The organism is Bradyrhizobium sp. USDA 3311, from assembly GCF_054062495.1.
The window spans coordinates 7,977,383-8,001,349 of record NZ_JBSSFI010000001.1; the positions used below are offsets into that span (position 1 = coordinate 7,977,383).

The window sequence follows — 23,967 nt, forward strand, 5'->3', positions numbered from 1 at the left end:
TCAGGCCTTGATCGGGGCGACGTCGATCCAGCGCCGCTCCTTCCAGCTCTTCAGCGCGCATTCGGCGAGCTGCACGCCCTTGGCGCCTTCGAGCAGCGTGAACTTGTAGGGCGCGTCCTCGTAGACGTGACGGATGAACATCTCCCACTGTTCCTTGAAACCGTTGTCGTAGGAGACGTTGTCCGGCAGCTTCTGCCAGTCGCCGTAGAAATCATGCAGCCGCTTCTCGTCCGGATTCCACACCGGCCTCGGGGTAGCCTGCCGCGCCTGGATCATGCAATCGGAAAGGCCGGCGACCGCCGAGCCGTGCGTGCCGTCGACCTGGAAGGTGACGAGGTCGTCGCGGTAGACGCGCGTCACCCAGGACATGTTGATGTGGGCGATGACGCCGCCCTCGAGCTGGAAGGTCGCGTAGGCGGAATCGTCCGCGGTCGCCTTGTACTTCTTGCCCTGCTCGTCAAAACGCTCGGGGATGTCGGTGTTGCCGATGCAGACCACGCTCTGGACGTTGCCAAAGAGGTTGTCGAGCACGTAGCGCCAGTGGCAGACCATGTCGAGGATGATGCCGCCGCCGTCCTCGTCGCGGTAGTTCCAGGACGGCCGCTGCGCCTCCTGCCAGCCGCCCTCGAACACCCAATAGCCGAACTCGCCGCGCACCGAGAGGATGCGGCCGAAGAAGCCGGAGTCGCGCAGGAAGGCGATCTTCTTCAGGCCGGGCAGGAACAGCTTGTCCTGCACGGTGCCGTGCTTGACGCCCTTGGAATTAGCGAGCTTGACGACCTCGAGGGCCTCTTCAAAGTTCGTCGCGATCGGCTTCTCGCAATAGACGTGCTTGCCGGCATTGATGGCCTGGGTCAGCAGGCCCGGCCGCGCCTGCGTGGTCGCGGCGTCGAAGAACATGGTGTCGTTCTTGTCGGCCAGCGCCGCATCGAGGTCGGTGGTCCAGCGCGCGATGTTGAAGCGCTTTGCAAGCGCCTCGACCTTCTCGGCGCTGCGGCCGACCAGGATCGGATCGGGCATGATGCGGTCGCCGTTCTTCAAGCGGACGCCGCCCTGGTCGCGGATCGCGACGATCGAGCGGATCAGATGCTGGTTGAGCCCCATGCGGCCGGTGACACCGTTCATGATGAGGCCGAGGCGTTGGGTGGTCATGCCAATTACTCCCAAGGTGATGTTGGCTGTTCGAGCGGGCGGAGCGCCGACCAGTCCGGATGGACCGACGTCGCAAAGCCCGCAGCATGAAGCGATCCCGTCAGGAGATCGCCGTTGTAAATGGAAAGCCGGATGCCCTGCCCGGCATCGGCATAGAGATCGGGATGCGCAGCCGCGAAGGCCGCAGCTTCGGCGGCCGGCGCGTCGCCGAAGCCGTCGACGTAGTGGTGGCCGTTCCGTTCGGCGTGGGTGACGCCGAGGAAGGCACCGAGTGCGAGGTCCTGCTGCACGGCAAGGCCAGCCTGGCAGGTGAGGTCCTCGCTGGTGACGAAGAACTTTTCGCCGCCCCCGCTCCATTTTACCGCGCGCGTGGCGTTGACGATGGACTTGTAGAGCCCCTTGCAGGATTTCGAGGAGATACCGTGATAGCCGAGTGCCCGAGCGGCAGGGAAGGCATCGTAGGAATCGTCGGCCTCATCGATGATGAAGCCGCGCGCGGCGAGCGAGCCGAGCGGCGACTGCCGGGTGATGTCACGCGGCATCGGCTGCTCGACATAGAGCAACCGAGAGGCAATCGGCCGCAACGCGGAATCATGATCGAGCCGATCCATCAGGGCCTGCAACGCCGCGAGATCGGCGTATTGCTCGTTCGCATCGAGCGTCACCTTGTAGCGGCGCTCAAGTGTATCGAGCTCCTTGCCGATCCGCGCCAATCGCGCTGCGTCGGCTGCGGGATCGCCCGACAGCTTCAGCTTGAAGTAGCTCGCGCCGGCGTTCTCATGCGCGTCGGCGACGCCGCCCTTGCCCTCCACGGTATCGTCGAGGCCGACGGTATGCCTGATAGCAACGCGCGGCAACGGCTTCCGACTGGACAGAAACGCCGCGATCTCCGCGTCCTTCAGGTCGGGCGATAGTCGCGCATCGATGCCGGCAACGTTGCCGGCCATTCCGTCGAAAAAGTCGGTCTCAACGCCGCGCAGCAGCGCATCGAGGATCGCCTTGTCGATTTCCGCGGGGCCATAAGCCGCCGCAAGCGCCGGAATGTTCTTCTTCGCGCAGGTCGCGATCTGGGCACCAATGCACGCGGCATGGAGATCGAACGCGGTCAGGAACCCGGTCCGCGCCAGATAAAGCCCGCCCGCAATTTCCAGGGATCGTCGCAGACCGTCGACCGTCTGCGCCGGAGAAAACTCCGGCCGCTTGTCGAACCATTTCGGCACCAGCAGCTCGGCGCTGGCGCCGACGGCGCTTCCCCTGCCCTCGACCTCGATCTCGACCCGCACGAACAGCTGCGGCGTCGCGTTGATGGTGATCGCGCCAAAGCGGAACGGCCGCGCGAACTGCACGGGACGTTCGAAGAAGGTAATATCTCGAAGCTTCAGGCGCGGCGCCATGGTTTTAATCCAATGCCCCTTGCGAGAAGAAATGCTTGCGGATGCGCTGCACCAGTTCGGTGAAGACCGGGTCGGCCATCACGTCGAGCGAGCGTGGACGCGGCAGCGGTACGTCGTAGATCGCGGCGACCGCGCCGGGCCGTTCGGTCATGACCAGCACGCGGTCGGCGAGGAACACGGCCTCGGGAATCGAATGCGTGATCAGCAGCACCGTCTTCTTCGTCTCGCGCTGGATCCGCATCAGCTCGACATTCATGCGCTCGCGCGTCAGCGCATCGAGCGCGCCGAACGGCTCGTCCATCAGCATGATCTTGGGATCGTGCACCAGCGCGCGGCAGATCGAGGCGCGCTGCTGCATGCCGCCGGAGAGCTGCCACGGCAGCTTCTTCTCGAAGCCTTCGAGCCCGACCAGCTTCAACAGCGCCTTGGCGCGGTCGAGATATTTTTGCCGCGGCAGCCGTTTCATGTCGATCGGCAGCATCACGTTGGACAGGATGTTGCGCCAGGGCAGCAGCAGGGCGTTCTGGAACACGATGCCGACATTGCCGTGCGGCTTCGTCACCTTCTCGCCCTCGACCAGGATTTCGCCGGCCGACGGCGGCAACAGTCCCGAGATCAGCTTGAGCAGCGTGGACTTGCCGCAGCCGCTTGGGCCGACCACGACGAAGAACTCGCCCTCGTTGATGTGGAAATCGAGCGGCCGCAGCGACGGCACGTCGCCGTCGCGCGTCCGGTAGGTCTTCGACACGCCTGATAGCTTGATGCCCGACGCCTCGCCGGCGGCCCGGTCGCTCACCAGTCTCAGATGCGCGGCCGGCTGCACGGTGTCATTCGGCCTTGTTGCTGGGTTCATCTAACCAGGTCCACTCGACGATATGCCCGTCATTCCGGGGCGCCCAAAGGGCGAACCCGGAATCTCGAGATTCCGGGTCTGGTCCTTCGGACCATCCCGGAATGACGGTGTGTGTCGCTCACGAGCCGCTCTTCGGCAGATAGTCGTTGGTGTAGAAGGCCTTCGGGTTGTCCTTGGCCTTGGCGTCGAGCCCGCCATATTCGACCAGCAGGTTGACGGTCTCGGTCATGTTCTGCTCGGTGACCTGGAACGGCCGCTTGCTCTTGGTCTCCGCGGTCCGGTAGAGCGGAATGGTCAGCTCGAAGCCCTGCGTCAGCGTGTCGATCTTGCCGCCCTTCGGGTTGGCATCGAGGATCGACTGCGCCGCGGCCTTCGGCTCCTTCTCGGCGGCCTCGACCGCCTTGGTCGTCGCCGACATGAAGCGGCGGACGAGATCGGCGTTGGCCTTCACATAATCGGAGTTGGCGATGATGCCTGACGAAACCATGTTGATGCCGTAGTCGGCGAACTTGATCGGATAGACGTCCTTGCCGGTCGCGTCCTTGATCTTCATCGACTGGTCCATGACGTAGCCGAGCAGCAGATCGGCCTGGCCGTTGATGACTGCGTTGAGCTTGGTCTGGCCGTCGCCCGCAACCGTCTGGAAGTCGCTCTCCTTCAGGCCGGTCTTCTTCAGGAACAGCGGCCAGATCTGGGTCATGGAGTCGGCCGGCGTGATCGCCACCGTCTTGCCCTTGATGTCCTCGGGCTTCCTGATGTTCTTGTCGACGAAGCCCATGGCGGACATCGGTGAGGTCTGGAGCAGGACGCCGGTCGCGACCACGGGCGCGCCCTTGATGGCGGCGCGCATCATGGTGGGCACGTCGACATAGCCGAAATCGGCGGTCTTGGCGGCGACGGCCTGCGTCGTCGCAGCCGAGCCGCGGCCTTCCTGGATCTCGAGATCGATGCCCTCGGCTGCATAAATGCCCTTGGCCTTGCCGTAATAGAACGGCGCGTGCTCGCCATAGACGTACCAGTTCAGCATCAGCACGACCTTGTCGGCCGCCTGCGCCGGCATCGCCGCCAACGCCATCAGCGCCACCGATGCAGCCCCAATCCACCGCTTCATCGTCACTCTCCCTTGTCGTTATGTTTCGGCCGTTGGTGGCCGTTGCTTAAGTTAAGAGGCGAAAATCACGTCCTCGCGCTGGCTGACATGCCAGGGAATGACCAGCTTCTCGATCCGGTCCACGATCCAGAACAGCACGACTCCGAGCAGCGCGAGGATCACCAGCGCTGCGAACATCGTCGGCAGGTCGAACGTGCCGATCGAGCGCTGCATGACGTAGCCGATGCCGGAATTGGAGCCGACGAACTCGCCGACGACGGCGCCGACCACGGCGAGCGTCACCGAGACCTTGAGGCCTGAGAAGATCGCCGGCAGCGCATGCGGCAGGTTCACCGCACGGAACACCTGGAAGCGGCTGCCCTGCATCGCGCGCGCGAGATCGACCATGTCGGGATCGACCGATTTGAAGCCCTGCACGGCGGAGACCACCACCGGGAAGAAGCCGAGCAGGAAAGCGGAAATGACCTTGGGAATGATGCCGAAGCCGAACCAGACCACGAACAGCGGCGCGATCGCGATCTTCGGCACGGATTGGGAGAACACCAGCAGCGGATAGACGTAGCTCTCCACCGTCTTCGAGCCCGCGATCAGCATGGCGACGGGAATGCCGAACAGCGCCGACAGCAGGAAGCCGCAGACCGTCGCATAGGTGGTCGGCCAGGACTGGCGCAGCAGTTCCGGCCACTCGGTGCGCAGCACCGCGATGACATCGCCCGGCGACGGGATCTGATAGGCGGGAATCCTGAACAGCCGGATCGCCAGATCCCAGGCGATCACGATGACGACCAGGAACAAGAACGGCCGAACCCAGGCCGCATTCAGCATCTTGGACACCGCACTCTGCGGCTTCAATTCAGCCACGTCTCACTCCCGGCATTCTTCTTCGTTCTCGTTCGCACTTGGGAGAAATTAACTCGTTGGATAAATACTGTCCAGACCTTTCCCTGTGACGTTTTGCGCGGGAGTTCCGGGCAAGTTTGACGGCGTTTGGGGATTGAAGGCCGCGCCAAATCCCCGATGTCGTCCTGGCGGAAGCCAGGACCCATTACCCCAGGGAGAAGTTTGGCGAAGACTGGTCGTTCCGGATTAGCGCCGCATACAATCGACAGATCACGCGGTATGGGTCCTGGCTTTCGCCAGGACGACGATGGGGAAAGAGTTTGCCTTAAACCGTCTGCACCACCGCGGCACGCTTCTTCGGCGCCTTGACGATCTCCAGCAACTCCGTGGACCGCCCCGTCAGCGCGGCCAGCACGAGGCCGGCCATGTGCGCGAGGCGCTCATCCTTGGCGTCCTTGGCCAGCAGATCGCGGCCGAAGATCACGCTCAGCGTCGCCGAGTTCGAGAGATAGAAGAAGCTCAGCGCCGCGATCGAGATGTAGAGCTGCACCGGATCGACCGCGACCTGGAAGTCGCCGCTCTCGACGCCGCGCCGCACCACGGTGCCGATCATCTCGACGAAGGGCGAGTGCATCGACTTGACCTTGGTCGAGCGCTTCAGGTGCTTGGCGCGTGCGAGGTTCTCGGTCTGGAGCAGCGAGAGGAACTCGGGGTTGCGCAGGAAATAGCCCCAGGTGAATTCGATCAGGCGGCGGATGGCCTCGGGCGGATCGAGATGTTCGAGATCGAGCCCGCGCTCCTCGCTGCGGATCTTGTCATAGGCGCCTTCGAGCACCGCGAGATAGAGCTCGTCCTTGTTGCCGACGTGATAGTACAGCATGCGCTTGTTGGCGCCGGCCTTGGCCGCGATGCGGTCGACGCGCGCCCCGGCAAGCCCATGGGCGGAAAACTCCTGCTTGGCGGCCTCGAGAATGCGCAGCCGCATCCCCTCGGGATCGCGCTGCCATTTCAGAGTTCTCTTTGCCTTTGCCAAACCGGGTGCTCGCTGGGGGCTCTCAAAGTACGCGTGTAACACGCGGGCGGGCGTTTGAGAATGTTTCGTCATTCCGGGGCGCGCCCGGTTGGGCGCGAGCCCGGAATCCATCGTGCAGCAGGGTCAATGGATGAATGGATTCCGGGCTCGTCGCTGCGCGACGCCCCGGAATGACACCCTCAATCCGCCGGCTTCGGCGAGCGCTCCAGGAGCACCGTCTGGATGCCGCAGGTGCCGTTCCTCACCGTCATGATCCGCGTGCCGGGCTTGCGGCCGTTGCGCACCTCGGTAACGTCGAGGCCGCTCGCGATCAGGCGGGCGCGCGTGGCGTCGATGTCGGCGACCCGCCAGCTCAGGCCCCAGAGACGGTCATGCGCGAGGTCACCGCCCGCCACAGGACGGCGCACCACCTCGACGATGAGGTCGCCGCAGCGGAAGAACATCAGCTGCCCCCAATCCTGGTGCGAACGGTCGAGCGCGAGATCAAGCCCGAGCCGCGCGCCATAGAGCGCGGCGGCGCGCTCGGAATCCTCGGTGGTGATCACGACGTGGTCGAGCGCGTCGATCGGCGCGATGTCGGTCGCGACCGATCTGGGGCGCTCCTCGGCAAGCTCGAGGAAGAACATCCGCACGCCGCGCGTGAGTTCGGTGGCGGCGCGCGTGCGTTTCCAATGCAGGACGGCATCGGATTCAGAATCGCTGCTTTCGACCTCGGCAACCGGATCCGGCTTCAGGGCCACCCGCTCCAGCCGCCGGTGCATCCTGCTCATGTCTGCGACACGAAAGCACAGGCTGGCGAGCACGCCCTCTTGGTCGTCGAGCAGCGCGCGCATCCGGTCGGCGGTCACGCTGAAACCGCTCGGCGCCATCAATTCGATCGTCATGTTCTCGAGAGTGAACAGCACCCGGTCGGCCCCCTCACCCGAGTTCTGCCAGGCCGGCGCGCGGCCGAGCAGCGTCTGATAGGCCGCCTTGGCTGCACCGATATCCCTGACCAAAGCGACGACGTGATCGAGGCCGGTGATCATGTTCCCTCCCTCCCGACGGAGCCGGAACCGAACGTCCTGGGGGCGTCGGCTCTGCCCGGGCAACGCTGGCCCTGCCACGGTCGTATTCCGGCCCCATACCGACCTCAAGCGCCTATCGCCATGACTCTGCAAATATTTTGGCTCTGCGAATATTTTTGGCTCCCGCCGAAGCGGTGCTAAGGTAAGCAGCCGGCCGGGACCACCCAGCGCATCACGGACAACCAATGCAGGCTCTCTTTATCGGACAGACCTATATCGACGTCGTCTTCCTCACCGACCACATGCCGACCGGCGACGAGAAGCACGTGGCGACCGACTACGCGGTCTCTTTCGGCGGCAATGCGGTGACGGCGGCGTTCTGCTGCGCCAAGCTCGGCATCGTGCCCGACCTGATCGCCACGGCGGCCAATGACTGGCTGGGGCGCATGTTCCAGGACATGTGCGCGAAATACGCGATCTCGCTGCATGCGCGAAAGGTGAACCAGTCCTCGCTGTCCTTCATCATGCCCAAGGACGGCAAGCGCGCCATCGTCCGCTGCCGCGACGACGAGCACATCCATCCGTTCCCGATCCTCAATCTCGGCGGCTGCCGCGCGCTGCACATCGACGGCCACCAGCCCGATGCGGCGATCCACTATGCAAAAGTCTGCCGCGAGGCCGGCATCCTGACCTCGCTCGACGGCGGCGGCCTGCGCACCAACACGCACGAGCTCCTGGAATTCATCGACGTCGCGATCGTCGCCGAGCGCCTTTGCGAGCAGATGGACCTGACGCCGGAGAAGATGCTCGATTACCTGAAGAGCCGCGGCTGCAAGATCGGCGGCGTCACCATGGGTGAGAAGGGTCTGCTCTGGTACAACGAGACAGGCGCGGTCGAGATCATGCCGGCGATGCCGATCCCGCGTGAGCGCGTGATCGACACCAACGGCGCCGGCGATGTCTTCCACGGCGCCTATGTCTATTCCTACCTCGCCCATCCCGGCAAAAGCTGGCGCGAGCACTTTGATTTTGCCCGCGCCGCTTCGACGTTCAAGATCCAGCGGCTCGGCAATGAGGCCGGCTTGCCGACCCTTGTCGACATCGCCAAAGTCAGGCACGAGTTCGAGGTCAAAGCCTAGTCTTCGCAGAGGTTCAAATGGGGCGCGTCTACGTCGCCGGCAGCATCAACATGGATGTGGTGGCGACGGCCGACCGCCATCCAAAAGTCGGCGAAACCGTCGCCGGCAAGCAAGTGCTGTATTTCCCCGGCGGCAAGGGCGCCAACCAGGCCGTCGCGGCCTCGCGGCTCGGCGCCCGGACCACGCTGATCGGCCGCCTGGGCAAGGATTCATTCGGCGCCGAGCTGAGGGCGTTCCTCGGCGGTCAGGGCATCGATCTCGGCTACGTTCAGGAGACGGCGGAGGCGCACACCGGCACCGCCATCATCACGGTTGCGGCGGCCGACAACACCATCGTGGTCATTCCCGGCAGCAATGCGTTGGTCGGCGCCGACGACGTCAGTGTCGTGCCGCTCGTCAAAGGCGATGTCGCCATCAGCCAGTTCGAGATTCCGCTCCCCACGATTGCCGCCTTCTTCCGGCGGGCGCGGGCGGCGGAGGCCCACCACGCTGCTGAACCCGGCGCCGGCACAAAAATTTGGCCGCGAGCTGCTTGAGCTGGTCGACATCCTCGTGCTGAACGAGACCGAGCTCGGCTTCCTCGCCGGCACCGAGCTGTCCGACAACGACGAGGCCGCGCGGATCATCCAGGTCGCGCGGCAGCTTCAGGCGCGCGAGGACCAGACCATCTGCGTCACGCTCGGCAAGCGCGGCGTGCTCGCCCTCGCCGGCGACCAGGAGTTTGCGGTGCCCGGCCGCGTGGTGAAGGCGGTCGACACCACCGGCGCCGGCGATTGCTTCGTCGGCGCGCTCGCGGCGCAACTCGCCGACGAAGTCCCCCTGCGCACGGCGCTCGCCTTCGCCAACGCCGCCGCCTCGATCAGCGTGCAGCGCATGGGCGCGGGGCCGTCGATGCCGACGGCCGCGGAAGTGGCGGCCGTTCTGTAGAGCGTGGCGCTTCCTCCGCCTCTCCCCGCCTGCGGGGAGAGGGAGTAGAGTTCACGCCAGCGCGCTCTTCAGGTCAAAACTTTCGTCTGCGGCCTGCTCCGGCGTGATCGAGCGGTCCATGCCCTGCAATCTGCGGCCGAACATGTGATCGCCGGCCCGGTTGATGGACTCGATGCCGACCAACTTGTCGCCCCTGTAGCAGAACGCCGAGAACGCCTTTTTGGCGGGATCGCCGCGCAGAACGACGCGATCGTAGCCGGTGGTGAGGCCCGCGATCTGGAGCTTGTCGTCACCCTGGTCACTCCAGAACCAGGGATGGCTGTCGTAAGGCTTGCGGTCGCCGGTCAGCCGGGCCGCGAGGCAGCGGGCGTGATCGGTGGCGTTCTGCACCGATTCCAGCCGCAGCGAGCCGCCGAAGCGCGGGCTGGCGAACAGCGCGCAGTCGCCGATCGCCGAGATGTCGGGATCGGCCGTCGAGAGATATTCGTCGACGATGATGCCGGCAGCAACCGGCAGCCCCGCCTCGGCCGCGAGCTCGATGTTCGGCAGCACGCCGACGCCGACCACGACGAGGTCGGCGGGCAGATGCCTTCCGTCGCTCAAGGAGACGCCGGTGACCTTGCCGTCCTCGGCCTCGATACTGGTTGCCTGCACACCGAGATGAATGCGGATGCCGGCCTCACGATGCCGCGCCTGAAAATACTCCGAGACCTCCGGGGTCACCGCGCGCGCCATCACGCGCGGGGCGAGCTCGAGCACGTCGACCTCCAGCCCCTTGATCCGGGCCGTCGCTGCGAATTCGAGGCCGATGAAGCCGGCGCCGATCACCACCACCCGCGTCTTCGACGCCATGATCTTTCGCAGCGCCTCGCTGTCGTCGAGGATGCGCAGATATTTGACGTCGGGCAGATTGGCGTTGGGCAGATCGAGCAGCCGGTTGCGCGCGCCTGTCGCCAGCACGAGGTGGCCGTAATCAAGCATCTCGCCCGATGCGAGATGCAGCCTGCGCCCGGCGCGGTCGATCGAGACCGCGCGGCCCGCGATCAGCTCGATCTTCTGATCCGCATAGAATTTCTCCGGCCGGAACATCAGGCTCTCCGGCCCGGCCGAACCCTTGATGTACGCCTTGGACAGAGGCGGCCGCTGATAGGGCAGATGCGCCTCGTCGTTGATCAGGCAGACGCGGTCGGAAAAACCCGCCTGCCGCAGGGATGCCGCGACCTGGTAGCCGCCATGGCCGGCACCGACAATGATCACCGGACCGCCAGTCATTGGAACAGCCCACTTCCGGAGACACGAGCGTGACCCATGTCGTCTCCTCTCATGCTGATATTGGCTTGGCTAGCCTAGGAGGAGCCGGCGCTCGTGTCCGTCCCTCAACGAAGGCGGCCCCATTTGAGCCTATCGTTCCGCCTTGCGCAAGAGCGGCGCGCGGGGATTGTCTCCCCTCGCCTTCTGCGATTTAGTTGCACGAACGACCTCATGCCGGGGATTTCCAAGATGCCAGCTCCCATCTCCCAACCCGACGATCCCGCCTTGCTGCGGATCGACGGCCCGATCGCGACCATCACGCTCAACCGCCCCGCCGCGTTCAACTCGATCAACCTTGCCATTGCGCAAAAGCTCGAGCAGCTCGCCTCCTATATCGAGGGCGACGACGCCATCCGGGTTCTGGTGATCGAGGGCGAAGGCCGCGCCTTCTCGGCCGGCGGCGATCTGCAGACGATTGGAGCTGCGGCCGAAGCGGGCACGGTGACGCCTGTCGTCGGCGAGCTGCTCAAGCACTATCACGCCTTCATCGAGACGATCCGGCGCATGCCGAAGCTGTCGCTGTCCAGCGTCCACGGCTCGGCCGCCGGCGCCGGCATGGGCCTCGCCTTCGTCACCGATCTCTGCATCGCCGCGGAGGACGCCAAATTCACGCCGGCCTATGCCAAGATCGGGGTGTCGCCGGACGGCGGCTCTACAGTGGGCATCGTCGGCACGGTCGGCTCCCGCCGCGCGCTCCAGATCTTCCTGTCGGAGGACAATTTTACCGCGCAGCAGGCCCATGAATGGGGCCTGGTCGCGAAGATCGTTCCCGCGACCGAGCTGAAGGCGGCGACGCGGCAGCTCGCCGAGCGTCTGGCGCAGAACCCGCCTGCCGCGATCGCCGGCACCAAGTCGCTGGTCTACCAGGCGGCCACCACGCCAGTGAAACAGCAGCTCGACGCCGAGGAGCACAAGATCATCATGGCGATGAACACGGAGGAGTTTCGGCTCGCCGTGAAGAAATTCACGAGCAAGGGCAAGTAGCGCTACTGCGGACAGATATAGCCCGTCCCCGCCGGCGACTTGAAGCAGCCGACCGACTCCGGCAGCACGTGGCGCGGCAGCCACAGCACGACGCTCGGGAAATAGATCGCGAACGCGATCGTCGCCAGGAATACCACATAGATCGGCAATGCGGCGCGCAGGGCCTTGGCAAAGCTGATGCCGACGAATTTCGACGCCATCAGTAGCACCAAACCATAAGGCGGCGTGATCAGGCCGAAGGCGAGCGTGGCGATCAGCACCACCCCCATATGCACGGCATTGATGTCGCCCGCCTCGGTCAGCGTGTTGACCAGCGGCATGAAGATGATGATGGTCGGCACCGGCTCGATGAAGTCGCCGACCACGGTGAACAGCAGCACCATCAGCAGCATGATCAGGTGCGGATCGTGACCCGCGATCGAGGTGATCAATTCGGCGATGTAACTGGCGCCGCGCAAGTAAGCGAGCATCCAGCCGAAGGCGTTGGCGGCGCCGATGGTGATCAGCGGCAGCGAGAAGATCAGCCCGGCGAGGCAGAAATCATAGGGGATCTTCCTGAAGTGGCCGCGGTTGAGCGCGGGGATGACCACGAGGACGATCCAGGCCACCGCGACGACGCCGGCTTCGGTGGGCGTGAACCAGCCCGTCAAGATGCCCCCTAGCAGGATCACCGGGATCATCAGCGGCAGGGCCGCATCGCCGGCCGCGAACACCACCTGCCGCAGCGGCGCGCGCGGCTTGCGCAGGCCGGAGGGGCCGAAGAAGTAGCAGTAGATCATCAGGCCGATGCCGATCATCAGGCCCGGCACCACGCCAGCCATGAACAGGCCGGCGATCGAGACGTTGCCGACCGCGCCATAGACCACCGCCGTGATACTCGGCGGCACCAGCGCGGCGATCGTCGAGGCGGATGCGATGATCGCGGCGATGAAAGCGGGCTCATAACCCTCGCGCTTCATCGGGCCACCCAGCGCGCGGCTCATCACCGCAACGTCGGCGGTGGTCGAGCCCGACATCTCCGAGAAGAACATGCTGAAGACGACGACCACCTGGGACAGCCCGCCCCTGATGTGCCCGACCAACGACACCGACAGGTTGGCGATCCGCACGACCACATTGGCCGAGCTCATGAGCTCGCCGACCAGCAGGAAGAACGGGATCGCCAGCAGCGCCTCGGAATCGACGCCGTCGAAGATCTTCTGGATGATGGCGGCGAGCGAGACGTCGGACAGGATCGCGCCGATGAAGACGCCGGCCATCAGCGAGAACGGCACGGGCACGCCGAGATAACCGAAGGACAGGAAGCAGATCGACATCAACGCCAGGACGACAGGTGCGCTCATGGCTGCGCCCTCATCTGCGCCTCTGTAAGGCCGGGCGCGGCATCCTCGCCCGGCGGCTCGGGATGGTCAAAGCCGTTGCGCAGGCCGTTGACGAGCTGCTCGATGGTGAACAGGCCGATCAGCACGCCCGAGAGCGGGATGATCGCGTAGAGCGAAGCGATCGGCGTGCCCGACGGCAGGCGAAAACTGCCGAAGCCGCGGAGATAGTTCTGGTAGCCGTACCAGATCAGGCAGAAGGCGACGCCGAGCACGACCAGGCGGATGATGACTTCGACGATCAGCCGTGGCGTTCCATGCATCGCCTCGGATATGGCAGTGAGATAGAGGTGATCGTTGCGCCGCGTCGCGGCCGCCGTGCCGACGAAGATCGCGTAGATGAACAGAGTCGAGGTGACTTCCTGAAGCCACAGCCAGGGATGGCCGATGGTGCGGGTGACGATGTCGGCGGTCACCGACAGCGAGAAGCCGAAGCAGAGCACGCCGCACAGGATCATCAGCGCAAGCTCGAGCCAGTCGAGCCCGCGCCATTTCAGGTGGCGTTGGCGCTGAACGAGCAGTTTGTCGGCGATGGCCATTTACGTCCCCGTCGTCCCGGGCCTAGTGCAGAATGCTTCAGTTGAATCGGCGACTGCTGGTTGGGTGAACCTCTCCCGCCTGCGGGAGAGGTCGGCGCGGAGCGCCGGGCGAGGGCAGCCTCCTCATTGGGAGTCTCTCCGCGGAGACACCCTCTCCCCTACCCTCTCCCGCGAGCGGGAGAAGGAGCGCACCGTCTTCCGGCATCACGTTAGTTAACCGACCGGATCAAATTCTTGATCTTCTCGGCATGCGGGCCGAGCTCCTTGGCGAGCTTGTCGAGATAGGGATCGGCGATTGCCGTAAAACTCTTCTTGTCGACATTGTCGACGATCTTGACGCCCATCTTCTTCAGCTTGTCGGCCGCCGTGCGCTCGAGATCGAACGCCTTCTGCGGCTCCTTGGTGCTGATCTCGTTGGCCGCCGCCTGCACCCACCCCTTCTGCTCCGCCGACAGACTCTGCCAGAGCTTGTCGGAGATGAACACCAGCGCGTTGTTGGCTTCGTGCTCGGTGATGTTGAGGACCGGCGCGACCTCGTAGTGCTTGTTGACGAGGTAGACGTTGATGCTGTTCTCGGCGACGTCGACCACGCCGGTTTGCAAGCTCGTGTAGACGCTGCCGAACGGCATGTGCACGGTCTGGGCGCCATAGGCCGGGAACATCAGGTCTTCGGTCGCGGTCGCCTGGACGCGGACCTTCAGGCCCTTGACGTCGCCGACATTGTGGATTTCCCGCCTGCTGTACATATGGCGCACGCCCTGCGAGCCGGTCGCGATCACGTGCAGGCCCTGCGTGGTCTCGTCGATCATGGTCTTGAGCGCTTCGAACACGCGGGGATCGGCCAGGCCCTTGACGACGTGGTTCTCGTCGCGGAACAGGAAGTGCAGCGACATCACGCCGGCCTGCGGCGAGATCGTCGCGGTGTTGGCCGAGGAGATGATGGCGAACTCGACGTCGCCGGCTTTGACGAGCTGGAGCACCTGCGGCTCCTGCCCGAGCTGCGCGCCGGGATACTGGTCGATGATCATGGTGCCCTTGCTCAATTCCTTGAGCTTGTCGGCAAAGAGGTCGCCCGCGATCGAATAGCCGGTGTTGCGCGGCTGGTCGTAGGCGAAGCGATAATGCTTCACCTCCTGCGCCCCGGCCGCCGTGACGAACAGCATGGCGGACAGAACCGCCAACCCACGCATGGATCGTGCAATCATCGTTTCCCCCTGTTTTATCGCCCGCCGCTTCAGCGGTCTGGGCGTTCGTTCGGGTGGTTGGTCACCCCTTCTCGGTCTGCTTCCCAGTCCTCTGCATGAAATCGAAGTCGCAGCCCTCGTCGGCCTGCATGATGGTCTCGTTGAACAGCCAGGCGTAGCCGCGCCGCGCCTCCTCGGGCGCCGCCGCCGGCTTCAAGGCGGCGCGCCGGCGCTCCAGCTCGGCGGCGTCGACCAGCAGCTCGATGCTGCGCCTGGCAACATCGAGCCGGATCATGTCGCCGTTCTTCACCAGCGCCAGCGGCCCGCCGACGGCGGACTCGGGCGTGATGTGCAGCACGATGGTGCCGAACGCCGTGCCGCTCATCCGCGCGTCGGAAATGCGCACCATGTCCTTGGTGCCGCCGCGCGCGAGCTTCTTCGGGATCGGCAGATAGCCCGCCTCCGGCATGCCCGGCGCGCCCTTCGGGCCGGCATTGCGCAGCACCAGCACGTCGTCGGCGGTCACGTCGAGATCGGGATCGTCGACCCGCAAGGTCATGTCCTCGACGGATTCGAACACCACCGCGCGCCCCGTGTGCTGCAAAAGCTTGGGGCTCGCAGCCGATTGCTTGATCACGGCACCGCGCGGGGCGAGATTGCCGTGCAGGACGGCAAGGCCGCCTTCCTTCTTGATCGGATTATTGCGCGGACGGATCGCGTCCTGGCCGGGCACGTCTTCCGCATTCGCCGCGATATCGCGCAGCGTCTGGCCGGTGATGGTCTTCGCGTCGAGATCGACGAGATCGCCGAGCTGCGCCAGCAATTTCGGCACGCCGCCGGCGTGATGGAAATGCTCCATGTAGTGCTCGCCCGACGGCTTGAGATCGACCAGCACCGGCACCTCGCGGCCGATCCGGTCGAACACTTCGAGATCGAGCCGGTGCGGCGAGCGATGCGCCATCGCCGTCAGATGGATCAGGCCGTTGGTCGAGCCGCCGATCGCCTGGAGCACGACCTGCGCGTTCTTGAAGGATGCCGGCGTCAAGAGCTCGCTCGGCTTCGGGCCCTTGGTCTTGGCCATCTCGGCCGCAACCCTGCCGCTCGCCTCAGCGAGGCGGAAGCGTTCGGCATGCGGCGCGGGGATCGTCGCGCTCATCGGCAGCGACAGGCCCATCGCTTCGATCATGCAGGCCATGGTCGAGGCCGTGCCCATCACCATGCAGGTGCCGACCGACGGCGCGAGGCGGCCGTTGACCGCCTCTATCTCGGCATCGTCCATTTCACCGGCGCGATATTTGCCCCAGAGACGGCGGCAATCGGTGCAGGCACCGAGCACCTCGCCCTTGTGGTGGCCGACCACCATCGGCCCCACCGGGATGACAACGGTCGGCAGATCGGCGCTGATCGCGGCCATGACTTGGGCAGGCAGCGTCTTGTCGCAGCCGCCGATCACGATCACCGAATCCATCGGCTGTGCCCGGATCATCTCCTCGGTATCCATCGCCATCAAATTGCGCAGATACATCGAGGTCGGATGCGCAAAGCTCTCGGCGATCGAGATGGTCGGGAACACGAACGGCATCGCGCCCGACAGCATCACGCCGCGCTTGGCGGCTTCGATGATCTGGGGGACATTGCCGTGGCAGGGATTGTAGTCGCTGTAGGTGTTGGTGATGCCGACGATCGGGCGCTCCAGCGCGTCGTCGGAATAGCCCATGGCCTTGATGAACGCCTTGCGCAGGAACAGCGAGAAGCCGGCATCGCCATAGCTCGTCAGACCCTTGCGCAAGCCACTCGTCATCATGCCACTCCGTTCACCTTGCCATTGTCGTACAGGCTACCCCCTGATTGTCAATAACGCAGGCGCCTATGGTGGCAATTTCCGGCTCCTGACACCGCCCGCGACACAAATTATTGACAATCCGACCCTTCCCTGCTCCACAGGACGGACCGGCCCGGTGCTGAAGGCTGAGAGGATGTCCGACATTCACACCGCAGACGCCATGACGGTCCGGCGCGACGATCCGGACGACGTGGTCGCGCGGCTGGAGGAGGACATCATCTTCGGCCGCCTTGCGCCCGGCGCGCGCCTGACCGAGGACGCGCTGATGTCGGCTTACGGCACCTCGCGCCACTTCGTGCGCCAGGCGCTGGTGGTTGCCGAGCGGCGCGGCATCGTCCGCCGCGAGAAGAATGTCGGCGCCACCGTGCGGTTCTATTCGGCCGAGGAGGTTCGGCAGATCTACGAGGTCCGGGAGATGCTGACCCGGCAGGCCGCGCTGATGATCCCCCTGCCCGCGCCGCAAGGCCTGATCGACGAATTGACCACGCTGCAACGGCAATATTGCGCCAAGGCCGACGTGCAGGACCTGCGCGGCATCCATGAAGCCAACGACGCCTTCCACCTCGCGCTGTTCTCCGCCTGCGGCAATCCCTATCTGGTGCGCTCGCTCCAGGACTACATGAACCTGACGCTGCCGATGCGCGCCAAGAACCTCGCCGACCGCGACGGGCTCGCGCAATCGCGGCGCCAGCACGAGCTGATGATCGAGCTCTTGAAGGGCCGCGACAGCTGGGCATTGGCGCAGCTCTGCGTCGATCACATGCAGTTCAGCAAGTCGGATTATCTGGCGCGGATTTCTGGCGAAACCGAGCGCTAGCGCGTGCGCCTGTCGGCCCGCCGGCGCAGCAACAGCCGATGCGGAGAAGGATGAACCACTCGCCGGGGCAATGGAACCCGGCGGAACTCATCCAACCAGACGATAATCTTCTGGTAGAAGCTGCTCAATCGCTCAACCGATTAACGGGTTGTTAGAGGACTCTATCCCAAATGGTTTCTAGAACAAATAACAACCATGCCGGGTTCCATTGCCCGGAGCAATCGCATGAATGTACCTGGTCTCCTGATCGCAACGGCCTTTGGCGCAGCATTTTTTGCCGGGGAGTATGTGTGGTACTACCAGCCCGCTTTCATCAACCCGGACGTCTTGATCAGCACGTTCTCCTCGGAACATATGAAAGCGCGCGCAGCAGTCCGAAAAGCGCTGATCGATCCGGACTCGGCCAAATTCAGCGCATTGCGTTCAATCGAGGCCGGCGCGGCGAGGTATGTTTGCGGCGGTGTCGAGGCAAGGGACAAGTCCGGCCAGTCCATCGGAACCGCTTTCGTCTATACCGTGGCCATTGATTTTGCCCGCATCGATGACGACGGTCGGATCACGCATCAGCATTCGGGATACAGACCTTGCCCGACTGAGGAGGACAAGGTCGTGCAGCAGCGACCGGCTCTGTCACCCGGCGTGTCGTCGGTCGTCAGAACCGTTCAGAAAGTCGCCCCCGACGTGCGCATGTCGGTTGCACCCGGCCTCACGACGCCTGCACCGTCGGCGGGCGGATCGTCATCTGGCGGCACAATGGAGCAGCAGGTCCGCGAGCTGGCCGCCCGGACCGTTCCGCCCGATGCTGCAAATGGACAGCCACCAAGCCCGACCGCGAACCGTGGGGTCGCCAAGGAGAGTGAGTGGCAAGCCGATCGACCTCCGGCCGCGTGGCCCACATTTCCTCCGGATCACGCATTGGCGAGATCAACCCGGAAACGAACCCCGTCCGAAGCACTGGCCCTGGCGAAAGACGTCGAGGACCGCTGGAAGCAGGCGGAGTCGTCGGCCGACATTTCGATGCGCCCATCACCGGAGGACATCAACGAGGCATGCCGCGCGCTGCTCACGATCGATTCAAGACACGCCGAATATCCAAAAGCGTGGGCAGCTTTCGCGCGGTTGCAAAAGATAAGCCGCGACATCGCCAGCGGCTGATTTCGGTGACGCGCTTCGCTCGTCGCCGGGCGCGCAATGACCATTCAGTACCGTCTCAACAGGCCGCGCGCCACGCTGGTCTCGCCATGACCGGCGCAGGCCCGTTTCGGATTCCTGATCAAGTCCGTCCGGACCCGCCTGAATGTCCTTCCGGCGGACTCGGCCACCTCTGGGCGGAATTTTCCGGGATCGTAGCTCTCGCCGTCATGGGCCTTGATGGCCGCAGCATAGGCGTCGATCATCGCCATCGCGGCATCGGGGCTGCCGAGAAGTCGCGCGCCGAGTTGAACGCTGCCGGCACCATCGACCTCATAGCCGGTGCATCGCTGCTCCAGCACCGCGGATGCGGTGACGAGCTGGTCGAGGAACGTTGCTTCGGCCTCGCTGAGCGTCGCGGCCTGCGCCGGCCCTGACACGATTAGTACGAGCAACGAGACGGCTGGCAGTTTGATTTTCATGCTCGGCCGATCATGTGGATCGATCAGGCGCGCCCCTGACGACTCATGAAAAGGCCGTACAGAAACAGGAGGATGATGGCACCGACCACGCTTCCGATGAAGCCGGCGCCCTCCCCGAACCGGTACCATCCCACGGCCTGGCCGAGCCAGGTCGCAACGAACGCGCCGACAATTCCCAGGACCGTGGTCAAAATGAACCCTCTGGGCTCGGACTTATCGCCGGGCATGATGAACTTCGCGACCAGTCCGACGAGAAATCCGATGATGATCGTCCAAAGGATGCTCATGTCCATCGCTCCATTCGGTCAATTCGAGACATCAAACGTCTGAAGGAATGCGTGATCGCTTGATGGGCCAGACGACGCCGGGAACGACGTTGATCTAGATCAATGGGCCAAAGCAGCCGAGCGGAAAGCTGCAGGCTGCTCTTCCTGGTGAGACGGCGCTCAACGAGCTCCGCAACGCGAAGCGGGATGATGCATGGCGATCATCGGCGAGATCACGCACACGACGACCTATCGCTATGCAAAGCCGGTGACGTTCGGCACGCACCGGGCCATGTTCCTGCCGCGGCGCGGCGCCTCCACCCGGCTGCTTCGCTGGTCCGCGTCGACCAGTCTGCCATCAAAGGTGCATTGGATCACCGACGCCCGCTCGAATGCCGTCACCGTGATGGACTTCAGCGAGCCCGGCAGCGAGCTGACCTTCACCTTCAAGGTTCGCGGCATCTATTTCGGCGTCAAGGGGCTGGAGACGTTTCCGCTGGAGCCGCGGGCCGAGGAAGTCCCCGTGCAGTACACGCCGGATGAGTGGACCGATCTTGCAGGATACCTGCGTCCGCATGCCGACGATCCAGACGGCAGCCATGCGGCGTGGACCAAGAGCTTCGTTGCCGGCGATCAGGACCGGACCGCCGACGTGCTGCGCCGGATGCTGGGCCTGTTTCGCAGCGAGTTCAGCTATCGCGGAAGAGATGCGGAAGGCACCCAGTCCCCCGGCGAGACGCTGCGTACGAAATCCGGGACCTGCCGGGACTTCGCCTGGCTCATGATCGAGACGTTGCGCCGCCTCGGCTTTGCCGCGCGCTTCGTCAGCGGCTATCTCTATGACGCCGCGCTCGACGGCGGCGCCGTGGGGATGACCGGCTCCGGCGCCACCCATGCATGGGTGCAGGTATTCCTGCCCGGCGCTGGCTGGCTCGATTACGATCCAACGAACAGCCTGAGCGCCGGCTTCGACCTCATCCCGGTGGCCATAGCGCGGCATCCGGGGCAGGCCGTGCCGCTGGCCGGCTCGTGGTTCGGCGATTCCGGCGACTACCTCGGCATGTCGATCAATGTCGCCGTTCGCAAGCTCAGCGAAATGCTCGATCCTTCGGAGGGATAGGCCACAGGCGCGGCGGTCAAACGTCCCGAGGCCGGGCGAGGGCCGGATGATGTCAGTGAGAGAAGACGCGCGTGCCTGACGTCCATGCCCGTTGGTTTCCGACCGGACTGGCCCCGATTTCCCAGCCAGCGCCACCCCATAGGGCATCAACCACGCCAAGATCGCCCGCGCCGTCACGGACAAAGAAGAGGTTGGGAGCGGAGCTGGTCTGCAGCGCCCCGCTTTCGCCGTTGGCCTGCAGCCTCAAGAGACACCAGATGTCGGCAAGTTTGCTCTCGGCGCGAGCGCCCAGCTCGCCGAGGATCTGCCCGGAATTCGAGGGATTGTTCAAAACATGCGTCTGCAGAGACGTATCGTCCGCGGCTTCGACCTTGACGGCGAACCGGCGCGCAAAGGTCGCGCCGAGCCACGAAATCTTGACAGGCGCGGTCGGCGTGATGTCCTCCTTGAAATGCTCGCTCGCAACGAAGGATTCCGCGTGGGGAATGGCCGCCGTTGACGGGGGATCGAGAGGTTCGCCGGGCTTGCGCTTGAGCGAACATTCGATCCTGGCGCGGGGAACAAGCGACGCGGAGCTGCCGCCAGATTTGTTCTCGTCGGCATGCGCGCTGAAACTGGATGCCGCCAGAACAATAACAAGACATAGGTTGGGCGCTAAGCGGCGCATTGTTTGGCGTCCTTGAATTGCCGATTCAAGAACAAGGTAAACTGTGAATTGCTTCTGTAAATCGAAGATCAGGTTTCTGGTTAAGCTTAAAGCAAGGAACTCATTTGAAGAGAAATGCAAGATATCTGGAACCACGCGCCTGCCTGGCAGCAGCGTGCGACGCACCCGGACGCCTCAAGATCGTATCAGACGCTCGGCACCCTTGCGATTCACACGCAAGGTGGAAAGCGCGAATTTCAGCGCGCGGTCCCATGAAGCTCTTGATCAGCGAGCCGCTCTACTTGCCCGCCAAGCGCGCGATCGTCTGACCGGCCGGAGGAACCCGCAAGTCCGGTCCGGACACTGGCTGCGGCGTGATCCGGCAGCATCTTGCCTGCGCGCGGAGCGGATCGCTCCACATCCAGCGCACGCGCCAGGCCGGATTGTAGGCGTAGGCCGGGATGCGCCAGAACCAGATGGTTTCGTAGACACTGTCCCCGAATCGATCCACATCCGGACGTGGCGTTGGCCAGGATGCTGCCGCGACGAGAACGACAGTCAACACCGCGGCCCCTGACAGAACCATCTTGCGCATCTTGCTTCCACAATCGCTAGAATGAAAAGGGCGGTCACTTCCGCGCAACGCAATGCATAGAAGAAACGTTGACGTGTTCCGACAATAGAACGCCTATTTCCAAAAACGGAAATCCGGAACTCTACGGTGTGCACACAGACGTTAGTCGCAAGGAGCCGTTCGGATATCTGCCGCCATCACGATCGTATGCGCGTCAACTCGGGATGGGGCCCCTCCACCAGTCTGGCCCGCCCCACCGGGAATCCCAACGCTCACCGCACGAGTGAATTTCTCCCGGCTCCGCAAGCGGGGCCGGGAGAGCGCACCTGCATTCCTCCAGGCAACGACGCTAGCGCTTGGTCCAGTCGATGATGCGGCTCGCATCGCCGTCGAACTCGTTGCTGCAGAATGCGCCACCCTGGTAGTGGTCGCCGACCGGATCCGGCTTCAGCTTGGCCTGCTCGGCCATCGCGTGCTCGCGGAAATCCTCGGCGCGTCCCGTGGGGCGATAGCCGAATTCGTAGGCGCGGTGGTTGTCCCACCAGGCGCGCTCGTTGAGGGAGGCGCCGTAGAAGACCTCGAAATGGATGTCGGGATGTTCGAGCCCGATGCGGCAGAGCTGCACGAGGTCGTCGGGCTTCAGCCAGATCGAGAGCCGGCGCTGGTCGAGCGGCATGTCGCCGAAATTGCCGATGCGCAGGCACGTCACCTTCAGGCCGTGCTTGTCGGCGTAGAGCGCACCGACGGCCTCGCCGAACACCTTGCTGACGCCGTAACGGCCATCGGGGCGCGGGGTGACATCGGTCCCGATCTTGTGGTGGCGGGGATAGAAGCCGACGGCGTGGTTGGACGAGGCGAACACCACGCGCTTGACGCCCTTGCGGTACGCCGCCTCGAACAGATTGTAGCCGCCGATGATGTTGGCCTGGAGGATGTCGTTCCAGGGGCCCTCGACCGAATAGCCGCCGAAATGGATGATGCCGTCGACGCCCTCGCAGATCGCCTCGCACTGCGCGAGATCGGCGAGATCCGCCGCCTTGAATTTTTCGTTCGCGCCGAGATCGGCGGGCGGCTTGATGTCGGAGAGCAGGAGATCCGGATAGATCGGCGGCAGCAGCTTTCGCAGGCTCGTGCCGATTCCGCCCGAAGCTCCCGTCATCAAAATACGCGGCATGTCTTCCCTCGCCTGTGGTGACCGATTTGCGGCCGTAGATAACTGATGCTAGCAGACTTGGACAGAGGGAACGCAACAACGAGACCTGCACATGAACGATGCATCGTCCCACACTCAAGGCTGGCGGCCGGCGACCTATTACCCCGATCCGGCGATAAAGGCACTCGATCCCCGCTTCGAAAAATACTGGCTGAAACTGTCGGCGGTGGAACGGCTGACGACCGGCCTGCGCTGGGCCGAGGGTCCGGTGTGGTTCGGCGACGGCCGCTATCTCCTGTGCAGCGACATCCCGAACCAGCGCATCATCAAATGGGAGGAGGAGACCGGCGCCGTCTCGGTGTTCCGCAAGCCCTCCAATTTCGCCAACGGCAACACGCGCGACCGCCAGGGCCGGCTCGTCACCTGCGAGCATGGCGGGCGCCGCGTAACCCGCACCGAGTATGACGGCAGCATCACGGTGCTGATGGATTCCTTCGGCGGCAAGCGGCTGAACTCGCCGAACGACGTCGTGGTGAAATCCGACGGCTCCGTCTGGTTCACCGATCCGACCTTCGGCCTGCTCGGCAATTACGAAGGCTACAAGGCCGAGCCCGAGATCGAGCCGAATGTCTACCGGCTCGATCCCGCAGCCGGCCAGGCGACCATCGTCGCCGAGGGCGTGCTCGGGCCGAACGGGCTGTGCTTCTCGCCGGACGAGAAGATTCTGTATGTCGTGGAATCGCGCGGCGTGCCGAACCGCAAGATCCTCGCCTATGACGTCTCAGCCGACGGCACCACGATCTCCAACAAGCGCGTGCACATCGACGCAGGTCCCGGCACGCCTGATGGCATGCGCTGCGACAACGACGGCAATCTCTGGTGCGGCTGGGGCATGGGCGATCCCGAGCTCGACGGCGTCGTGGTGTTCGCGCCCGACGGCGTCATGATCGGCCGCATCGCCCTGCCCGAACGCTGCGCCAATCTCTGCTTCGGCGGCGTCAAGCGCAACCGCCTGTTCATGGCGGCGAGCCAGTCGATCTACGCGCTGTATGTGAACACGCAAGGCGCGCTGGGGGGATAGG

Annotated in this window: 23 protein-coding genes and 1 pseudogene; 7 read left to right on the top strand and 17 right to left on the bottom strand. The window is 64.4% G+C overall.

Annotated features, from left to right (window positions below):
* The 7 genes from ACVWW6_RS38030 to ACVWW6_RS38060 all read right to left on the bottom strand — a co-directional run bounded on the left by ACVWW6_RS38030 (position 1) and on the right by ACVWW6_RS38060 (position 7,411).
* Positions 1 to 1,152 carry a Gfo/Idh/MocA family protein gene (locus tag ACVWW6_RS38030; protein ID WP_011085624.1) on the bottom strand — a complete coding sequence of 384 codons (1,152 nt, stop codon included), beginning with the start codon at positions 1,150 to 1,152 and terminating at the stop codon, positions 1 to 3.
* 5 nt (positions 1,153 to 1,157) lie between these two features.
* Positions 1,158 to 2,546 (bottom strand): hypothetical protein, encoded by a 1,389-nt coding sequence (locus ACVWW6_RS38035; RefSeq protein ID WP_456682562.1) that lies wholly within the window; start codon positions 2,544 to 2,546, stop codon positions 1,158 to 1,160.
* 4 nt (positions 2,547 to 2,550) lie between these two features.
* Positions 2,551 to 3,399 (bottom strand): ABC transporter ATP-binding protein, encoded by an 849-nt coding sequence (locus tag ACVWW6_RS38040; protein ID WP_456682563.1) that lies wholly within the window; start codon positions 3,397 to 3,399, stop codon positions 2,551 to 2,553.
* A 118-nt stretch (positions 3,400 to 3,517) separates the two neighbouring features.
* Positions 3,518 to 4,510: an ABC transporter substrate-binding protein gene (locus tag ACVWW6_RS38045; protein WP_456682564.1), complete on the bottom strand. Its 993-nt coding sequence runs from the start codon at positions 4,508 to 4,510 to the stop codon at positions 3,518 to 3,520.
* Between the two features lie 51 nt (positions 4,511 to 4,561).
* Positions 4,562 to 5,371 carry an ABC transporter permease gene (locus tag ACVWW6_RS38050; RefSeq protein ID WP_404523350.1) on the bottom strand — a complete coding sequence of 270 codons (810 nt, stop codon included), beginning with the start codon at positions 5,369 to 5,371 and terminating at the stop codon, positions 4,562 to 4,564.
* Between the two features lie 304 nt (positions 5,372 to 5,675).
* Positions 5,676 to 6,383 (bottom strand): TetR/AcrR family transcriptional regulator, encoded by a 708-nt coding sequence (locus ACVWW6_RS38055; RefSeq protein ID WP_171463747.1) that lies wholly within the window; start codon positions 6,381 to 6,383, stop codon positions 5,676 to 5,678.
* A gap of 179 nt (positions 6,384 to 6,562) precedes the next feature.
* Positions 6,563 to 7,411 carry a VOC family protein gene (locus ACVWW6_RS38060; protein WP_028174812.1) on the bottom strand — a complete coding sequence of 283 codons (849 nt, stop codon included), beginning with the start codon at positions 7,409 to 7,411 and terminating at the stop codon, positions 6,563 to 6,565.
* A gap of 224 nt (positions 7,412 to 7,635) precedes the next feature.
* Here ACVWW6_RS38060 and ACVWW6_RS38065 point away from each other — a divergent pair, with 224 nt between their 5' ends.
* Together ACVWW6_RS38065 and ACVWW6_RS38070 are read left to right on the top strand one after the other, a co-directional pair.
* Entirely contained in the window at positions 7,636 to 8,529 is an 894-nt protein-coding gene (locus ACVWW6_RS38065) for a sugar kinase (protein WP_011085617.1), read from the top strand.
* Between the two features lie 17 nt (positions 8,530 to 8,546).
* Positions 8,547 to 9,456 (top strand): annotated as a pseudogene (locus ACVWW6_RS38070) (ribokinase).
* 51 nt (positions 9,457 to 9,507) lie between these two features.
* Here the strand turns inward: ACVWW6_RS38070 and ACVWW6_RS38075 are convergent.
* Positions 9,508 to 10,728, bottom strand: coding sequence for an NAD(P)/FAD-dependent oxidoreductase (locus tag ACVWW6_RS38075; protein WP_456682565.1), 1,221 nt, complete (start codon positions 10,726 to 10,728; stop codon positions 9,508 to 9,510).
* Between the two features lie 228 nt (positions 10,729 to 10,956).
* On the opposite strand from ACVWW6_RS38075, the gene ACVWW6_RS38080 reads away from it, so the two are divergent.
* Complete coding sequence (locus ACVWW6_RS38080) at positions 10,957 to 11,751, top strand: enoyl-CoA hydratase/isomerase family protein (RefSeq protein WP_028174808.1); 795 nt, start codon at positions 10,957 to 10,959, stop codon at positions 11,749 to 11,751.
* Positions 11,752 to 11,753: 2 nt separating this feature from the next.
* Here the strand turns inward: ACVWW6_RS38080 and ACVWW6_RS38085 are convergent, their stop codons facing one another.
* From ACVWW6_RS38085 to ACVWW6_RS38100, 4 genes are all read right to left on the bottom strand, one after another.
* A complete protein-coding gene (locus tag ACVWW6_RS38085) occupies positions 11,754 to 13,094 on the bottom strand; it encodes a TRAP transporter large permease (protein WP_028174807.1) in 1,341 nt (446 codons plus the stop codon).
* A complete protein-coding gene (locus ACVWW6_RS38090; protein WP_028174806.1) occupies positions 13,091 to 13,669 on the bottom strand; it encodes a TRAP transporter small permease in 579 nt (192 codons plus the stop codon). The genes ACVWW6_RS38085 and ACVWW6_RS38090 overlap by 4 nt, the downstream gene beginning before the upstream one ends.
* 209 nt (positions 13,670 to 13,878) lie before the next feature.
* Positions 13,879 to 14,874 carry a TRAP transporter substrate-binding protein gene (locus ACVWW6_RS38095; protein ID WP_011085611.1) on the bottom strand — a complete coding sequence of 332 codons (996 nt, stop codon included), beginning with the start codon at positions 14,872 to 14,874 and terminating at the stop codon, positions 13,879 to 13,881.
* Between the two features lie 61 nt (positions 14,875 to 14,935).
* Positions 14,936 to 16,654 (bottom strand): IlvD/Edd family dehydratase, encoded by a 1,719-nt coding sequence (locus tag ACVWW6_RS38100; protein WP_456682566.1) that lies wholly within the window; start codon positions 16,652 to 16,654, stop codon positions 14,936 to 14,938.
* A 175-nt stretch (positions 16,655 to 16,829) separates the two neighbouring features.
* Here ACVWW6_RS38100 and ACVWW6_RS38105 point away from each other — a divergent pair, with 175 nt between their 5' ends.
* Together ACVWW6_RS38105 and ACVWW6_RS38110 are read left to right on the top strand one after the other, a co-directional pair.
* Positions 16,830 to 17,513 carry a GntR family transcriptional regulator gene (locus ACVWW6_RS38105; protein ID WP_060912985.1) on the top strand — a complete coding sequence of 228 codons (684 nt, stop codon included), beginning with the start codon at positions 16,830 to 16,832 and terminating at the stop codon, positions 17,511 to 17,513.
* 225 nt (positions 17,514 to 17,738) lie between these two features.
* Positions 17,739 to 18,668: a hypothetical protein gene (locus ACVWW6_RS38110; RefSeq protein ID WP_456682567.1), complete on the top strand. Its 930-nt coding sequence runs from the start codon at positions 17,739 to 17,741 to the stop codon at positions 18,666 to 18,668.
* Positions 18,669 to 18,712: 44 nt separating this feature from the next.
* On the opposite strand, the gene ACVWW6_RS38115 is transcribed toward ACVWW6_RS38110, so the two are convergent.
* Both ACVWW6_RS38115 and ACVWW6_RS38120 read right to left on the bottom strand, forming a co-directional pair.
* The gene (locus ACVWW6_RS38115) at positions 18,713 to 19,126 is read right to left on the bottom strand and encodes a hypothetical protein (RefSeq protein WP_456682568.1); all 414 of its coding nucleotides are present in this window, start codon (positions 19,124 to 19,126) and stop codon (positions 18,713 to 18,715) included.
* Positions 19,127 to 19,149: 23 nt separating this feature from the next.
* Positions 19,150 to 19,413 carry a GlsB/YeaQ/YmgE family stress response membrane protein gene (locus ACVWW6_RS38120; RefSeq protein ID WP_028174801.1) on the bottom strand — a complete coding sequence of 88 codons (264 nt, stop codon included), beginning with the start codon at positions 19,411 to 19,413 and terminating at the stop codon, positions 19,150 to 19,152.
* A 193-nt stretch (positions 19,414 to 19,606) separates the two neighbouring features.
* On the opposite strand from ACVWW6_RS38120, the gene ACVWW6_RS38125 reads away from it, so the two are divergent.
* Entirely contained in the window at positions 19,607 to 20,512 is a 906-nt protein-coding gene (locus ACVWW6_RS38125) for a transglutaminase family protein (RefSeq protein ID WP_011085605.1), read from the top strand.
* 52 nt (positions 20,513 to 20,564) lie between these two features.
* On the opposite strand, the gene ACVWW6_RS38130 is transcribed toward ACVWW6_RS38125, so the two are convergent.
* From ACVWW6_RS38130 to ACVWW6_RS38140, 3 genes are all read right to left on the bottom strand, one after another.
* Positions 20,565 to 21,344 (bottom strand): hypothetical protein, encoded by a 780-nt coding sequence (locus ACVWW6_RS38130; RefSeq protein ID WP_028174800.1) that lies wholly within the window; start codon positions 21,342 to 21,344, stop codon positions 20,565 to 20,567.
* A gap of 112 nt (positions 21,345 to 21,456) precedes the next feature.
* The gene (locus ACVWW6_RS38135) at positions 21,457 to 21,753 is read right to left on the bottom strand and encodes a hypothetical protein (RefSeq protein WP_028174799.1); all 297 of its coding nucleotides are present in this window, start codon (positions 21,751 to 21,753) and stop codon (positions 21,457 to 21,459) included.
* Positions 21,754 to 22,081: 328 nt separating this feature from the next.
* Positions 22,082 to 22,906: an NAD-dependent epimerase/dehydratase family protein gene (locus ACVWW6_RS38140; protein ID WP_271558339.1), complete on the bottom strand. Its 825-nt coding sequence runs from the start codon at positions 22,904 to 22,906 to the stop codon at positions 22,082 to 22,084.
* 91 nt (positions 22,907 to 22,997) lie between these two features.
* On the opposite strand from ACVWW6_RS38140, the gene ACVWW6_RS38145 reads away from it, so the two are divergent.
* The gene (locus tag ACVWW6_RS38145; protein WP_161535905.1) at positions 22,998 to 23,966 is read left to right on the top strand and encodes an SMP-30/gluconolactonase/LRE family protein; all 969 of its coding nucleotides are present in this window, start codon (positions 22,998 to 23,000) and stop codon (positions 23,964 to 23,966) included.
* The last annotated feature ends 1 nt before the right edge of the window (position 23,967 follow it).

Excerpts from the sequence above, each read along its gene's own strand:
- ACVWW6_RS38030 (WP_011085624.1), bottom strand. The coding sequence starts at position 1,152 with ATGACCACCCAACGCCTCGGCCTCATCATGAACGGTGTCACCGGCCGC.
- ACVWW6_RS38040 (WP_456682563.1), bottom strand. The coding sequence starts at position 3,399 with ATGAACCCAGCAACAAGGCCGAATGACACCGTGCAGCCGGCCGCGCAT.
- ACVWW6_RS38045 (WP_456682564.1), bottom strand. The coding sequence starts at position 4,510 with ATGAAGCGGTGGATTGGGGCTGCATCGGTGGCGCTGATGGCGTTGGCG.
- ACVWW6_RS38120 (WP_028174801.1), bottom strand. The coding sequence starts at position 19,413 with ATGAGCATCCTTTGGACGATCATCATCGGATTTCTCGTCGGACTGGTC.
- ACVWW6_RS38135 (WP_028174799.1), bottom strand. The coding sequence starts at position 21,753 with ATGCGCAAGATGGTTCTGTCAGGGGCCGCGGTGTTGACTGTCGTTCTC.
- ACVWW6_RS38080 (WP_028174808.1), top strand. The coding sequence starts at position 10,957 with ATGCCAGCTCCCATCTCCCAACCCGACGATCCCGCCTTGCTGCGGATC.
- ACVWW6_RS38095 (WP_011085611.1), bottom strand. The coding sequence starts at position 14,874 with ATGATTGCACGATCCATGCGTGGGTTGGCGGTTCTGTCCGCCATGCTG.
- ACVWW6_RS38140 (WP_271558339.1), bottom strand. The coding sequence starts at position 22,906 with ATGCCGCGTATTTTGATGACGGGAGCTTCGGGCGGAATCGGCACGAGC.
- ACVWW6_RS38115 (WP_456682568.1), bottom strand. The coding sequence starts at position 19,126 with ATGAAAATCAAACTGCCAGCCGTCTCGTTGCTCGTACTAATCGTGTCA.
- ACVWW6_RS38100 (WP_456682566.1), bottom strand. The coding sequence starts at position 16,654 with ATGACGAGTGGCTTGCGCAAGGGTCTGACGAGCTATGGCGATGCCGGC.
- ACVWW6_RS38060 (WP_028174812.1), bottom strand. The coding sequence starts at position 7,411 with ATGATCACCGGCCTCGATCACGTCGTCGCTTTGGTCAGGGATATCGGT.
- ACVWW6_RS38110 (WP_456682567.1), top strand. The coding sequence starts at position 17,739 with ATGAATGTACCTGGTCTCCTGATCGCAACGGCCTTTGGCGCAGCATTT.
- ACVWW6_RS38085 (WP_028174807.1), bottom strand. The coding sequence starts at position 13,094 with ATGAGCGCACCTGTCGTCCTGGCGTTGATGTCGATCTGCTTCCTGTCC.
- ACVWW6_RS38065 (WP_011085617.1), top strand. The coding sequence starts at position 7,636 with ATGCAGGCTCTCTTTATCGGACAGACCTATATCGACGTCGTCTTCCTC.
- ACVWW6_RS38075 (WP_456682565.1), bottom strand. The coding sequence starts at position 10,728 with ATGACTGGCGGTCCGGTGATCATTGTCGGTGCCGGCCATGGCGGCTAC.
- ACVWW6_RS38125 (WP_011085605.1), top strand. The coding sequence starts at position 19,607 with ATGGCGATCATCGGCGAGATCACGCACACGACGACCTATCGCTATGCA.
- ACVWW6_RS38035 (WP_456682562.1), bottom strand. The coding sequence starts at position 2,546 with ATGGCGCCGCGCCTGAAGCTTCGAGATATTACCTTCTTCGAACGTCCC.
- ACVWW6_RS38145 (WP_161535905.1), top strand. The coding sequence starts at position 22,998 with ATGAACGATGCATCGTCCCACACTCAAGGCTGGCGGCCGGCGACCTAT.
- ACVWW6_RS38090 (WP_028174806.1), bottom strand. The coding sequence starts at position 13,669 with ATGGCCATCGCCGACAAACTGCTCGTTCAGCGCCAACGCCACCTGAAA.
- ACVWW6_RS38105 (WP_060912985.1), top strand. The coding sequence starts at position 16,830 with ATGTCCGACATTCACACCGCAGACGCCATGACGGTCCGGCGCGACGAT.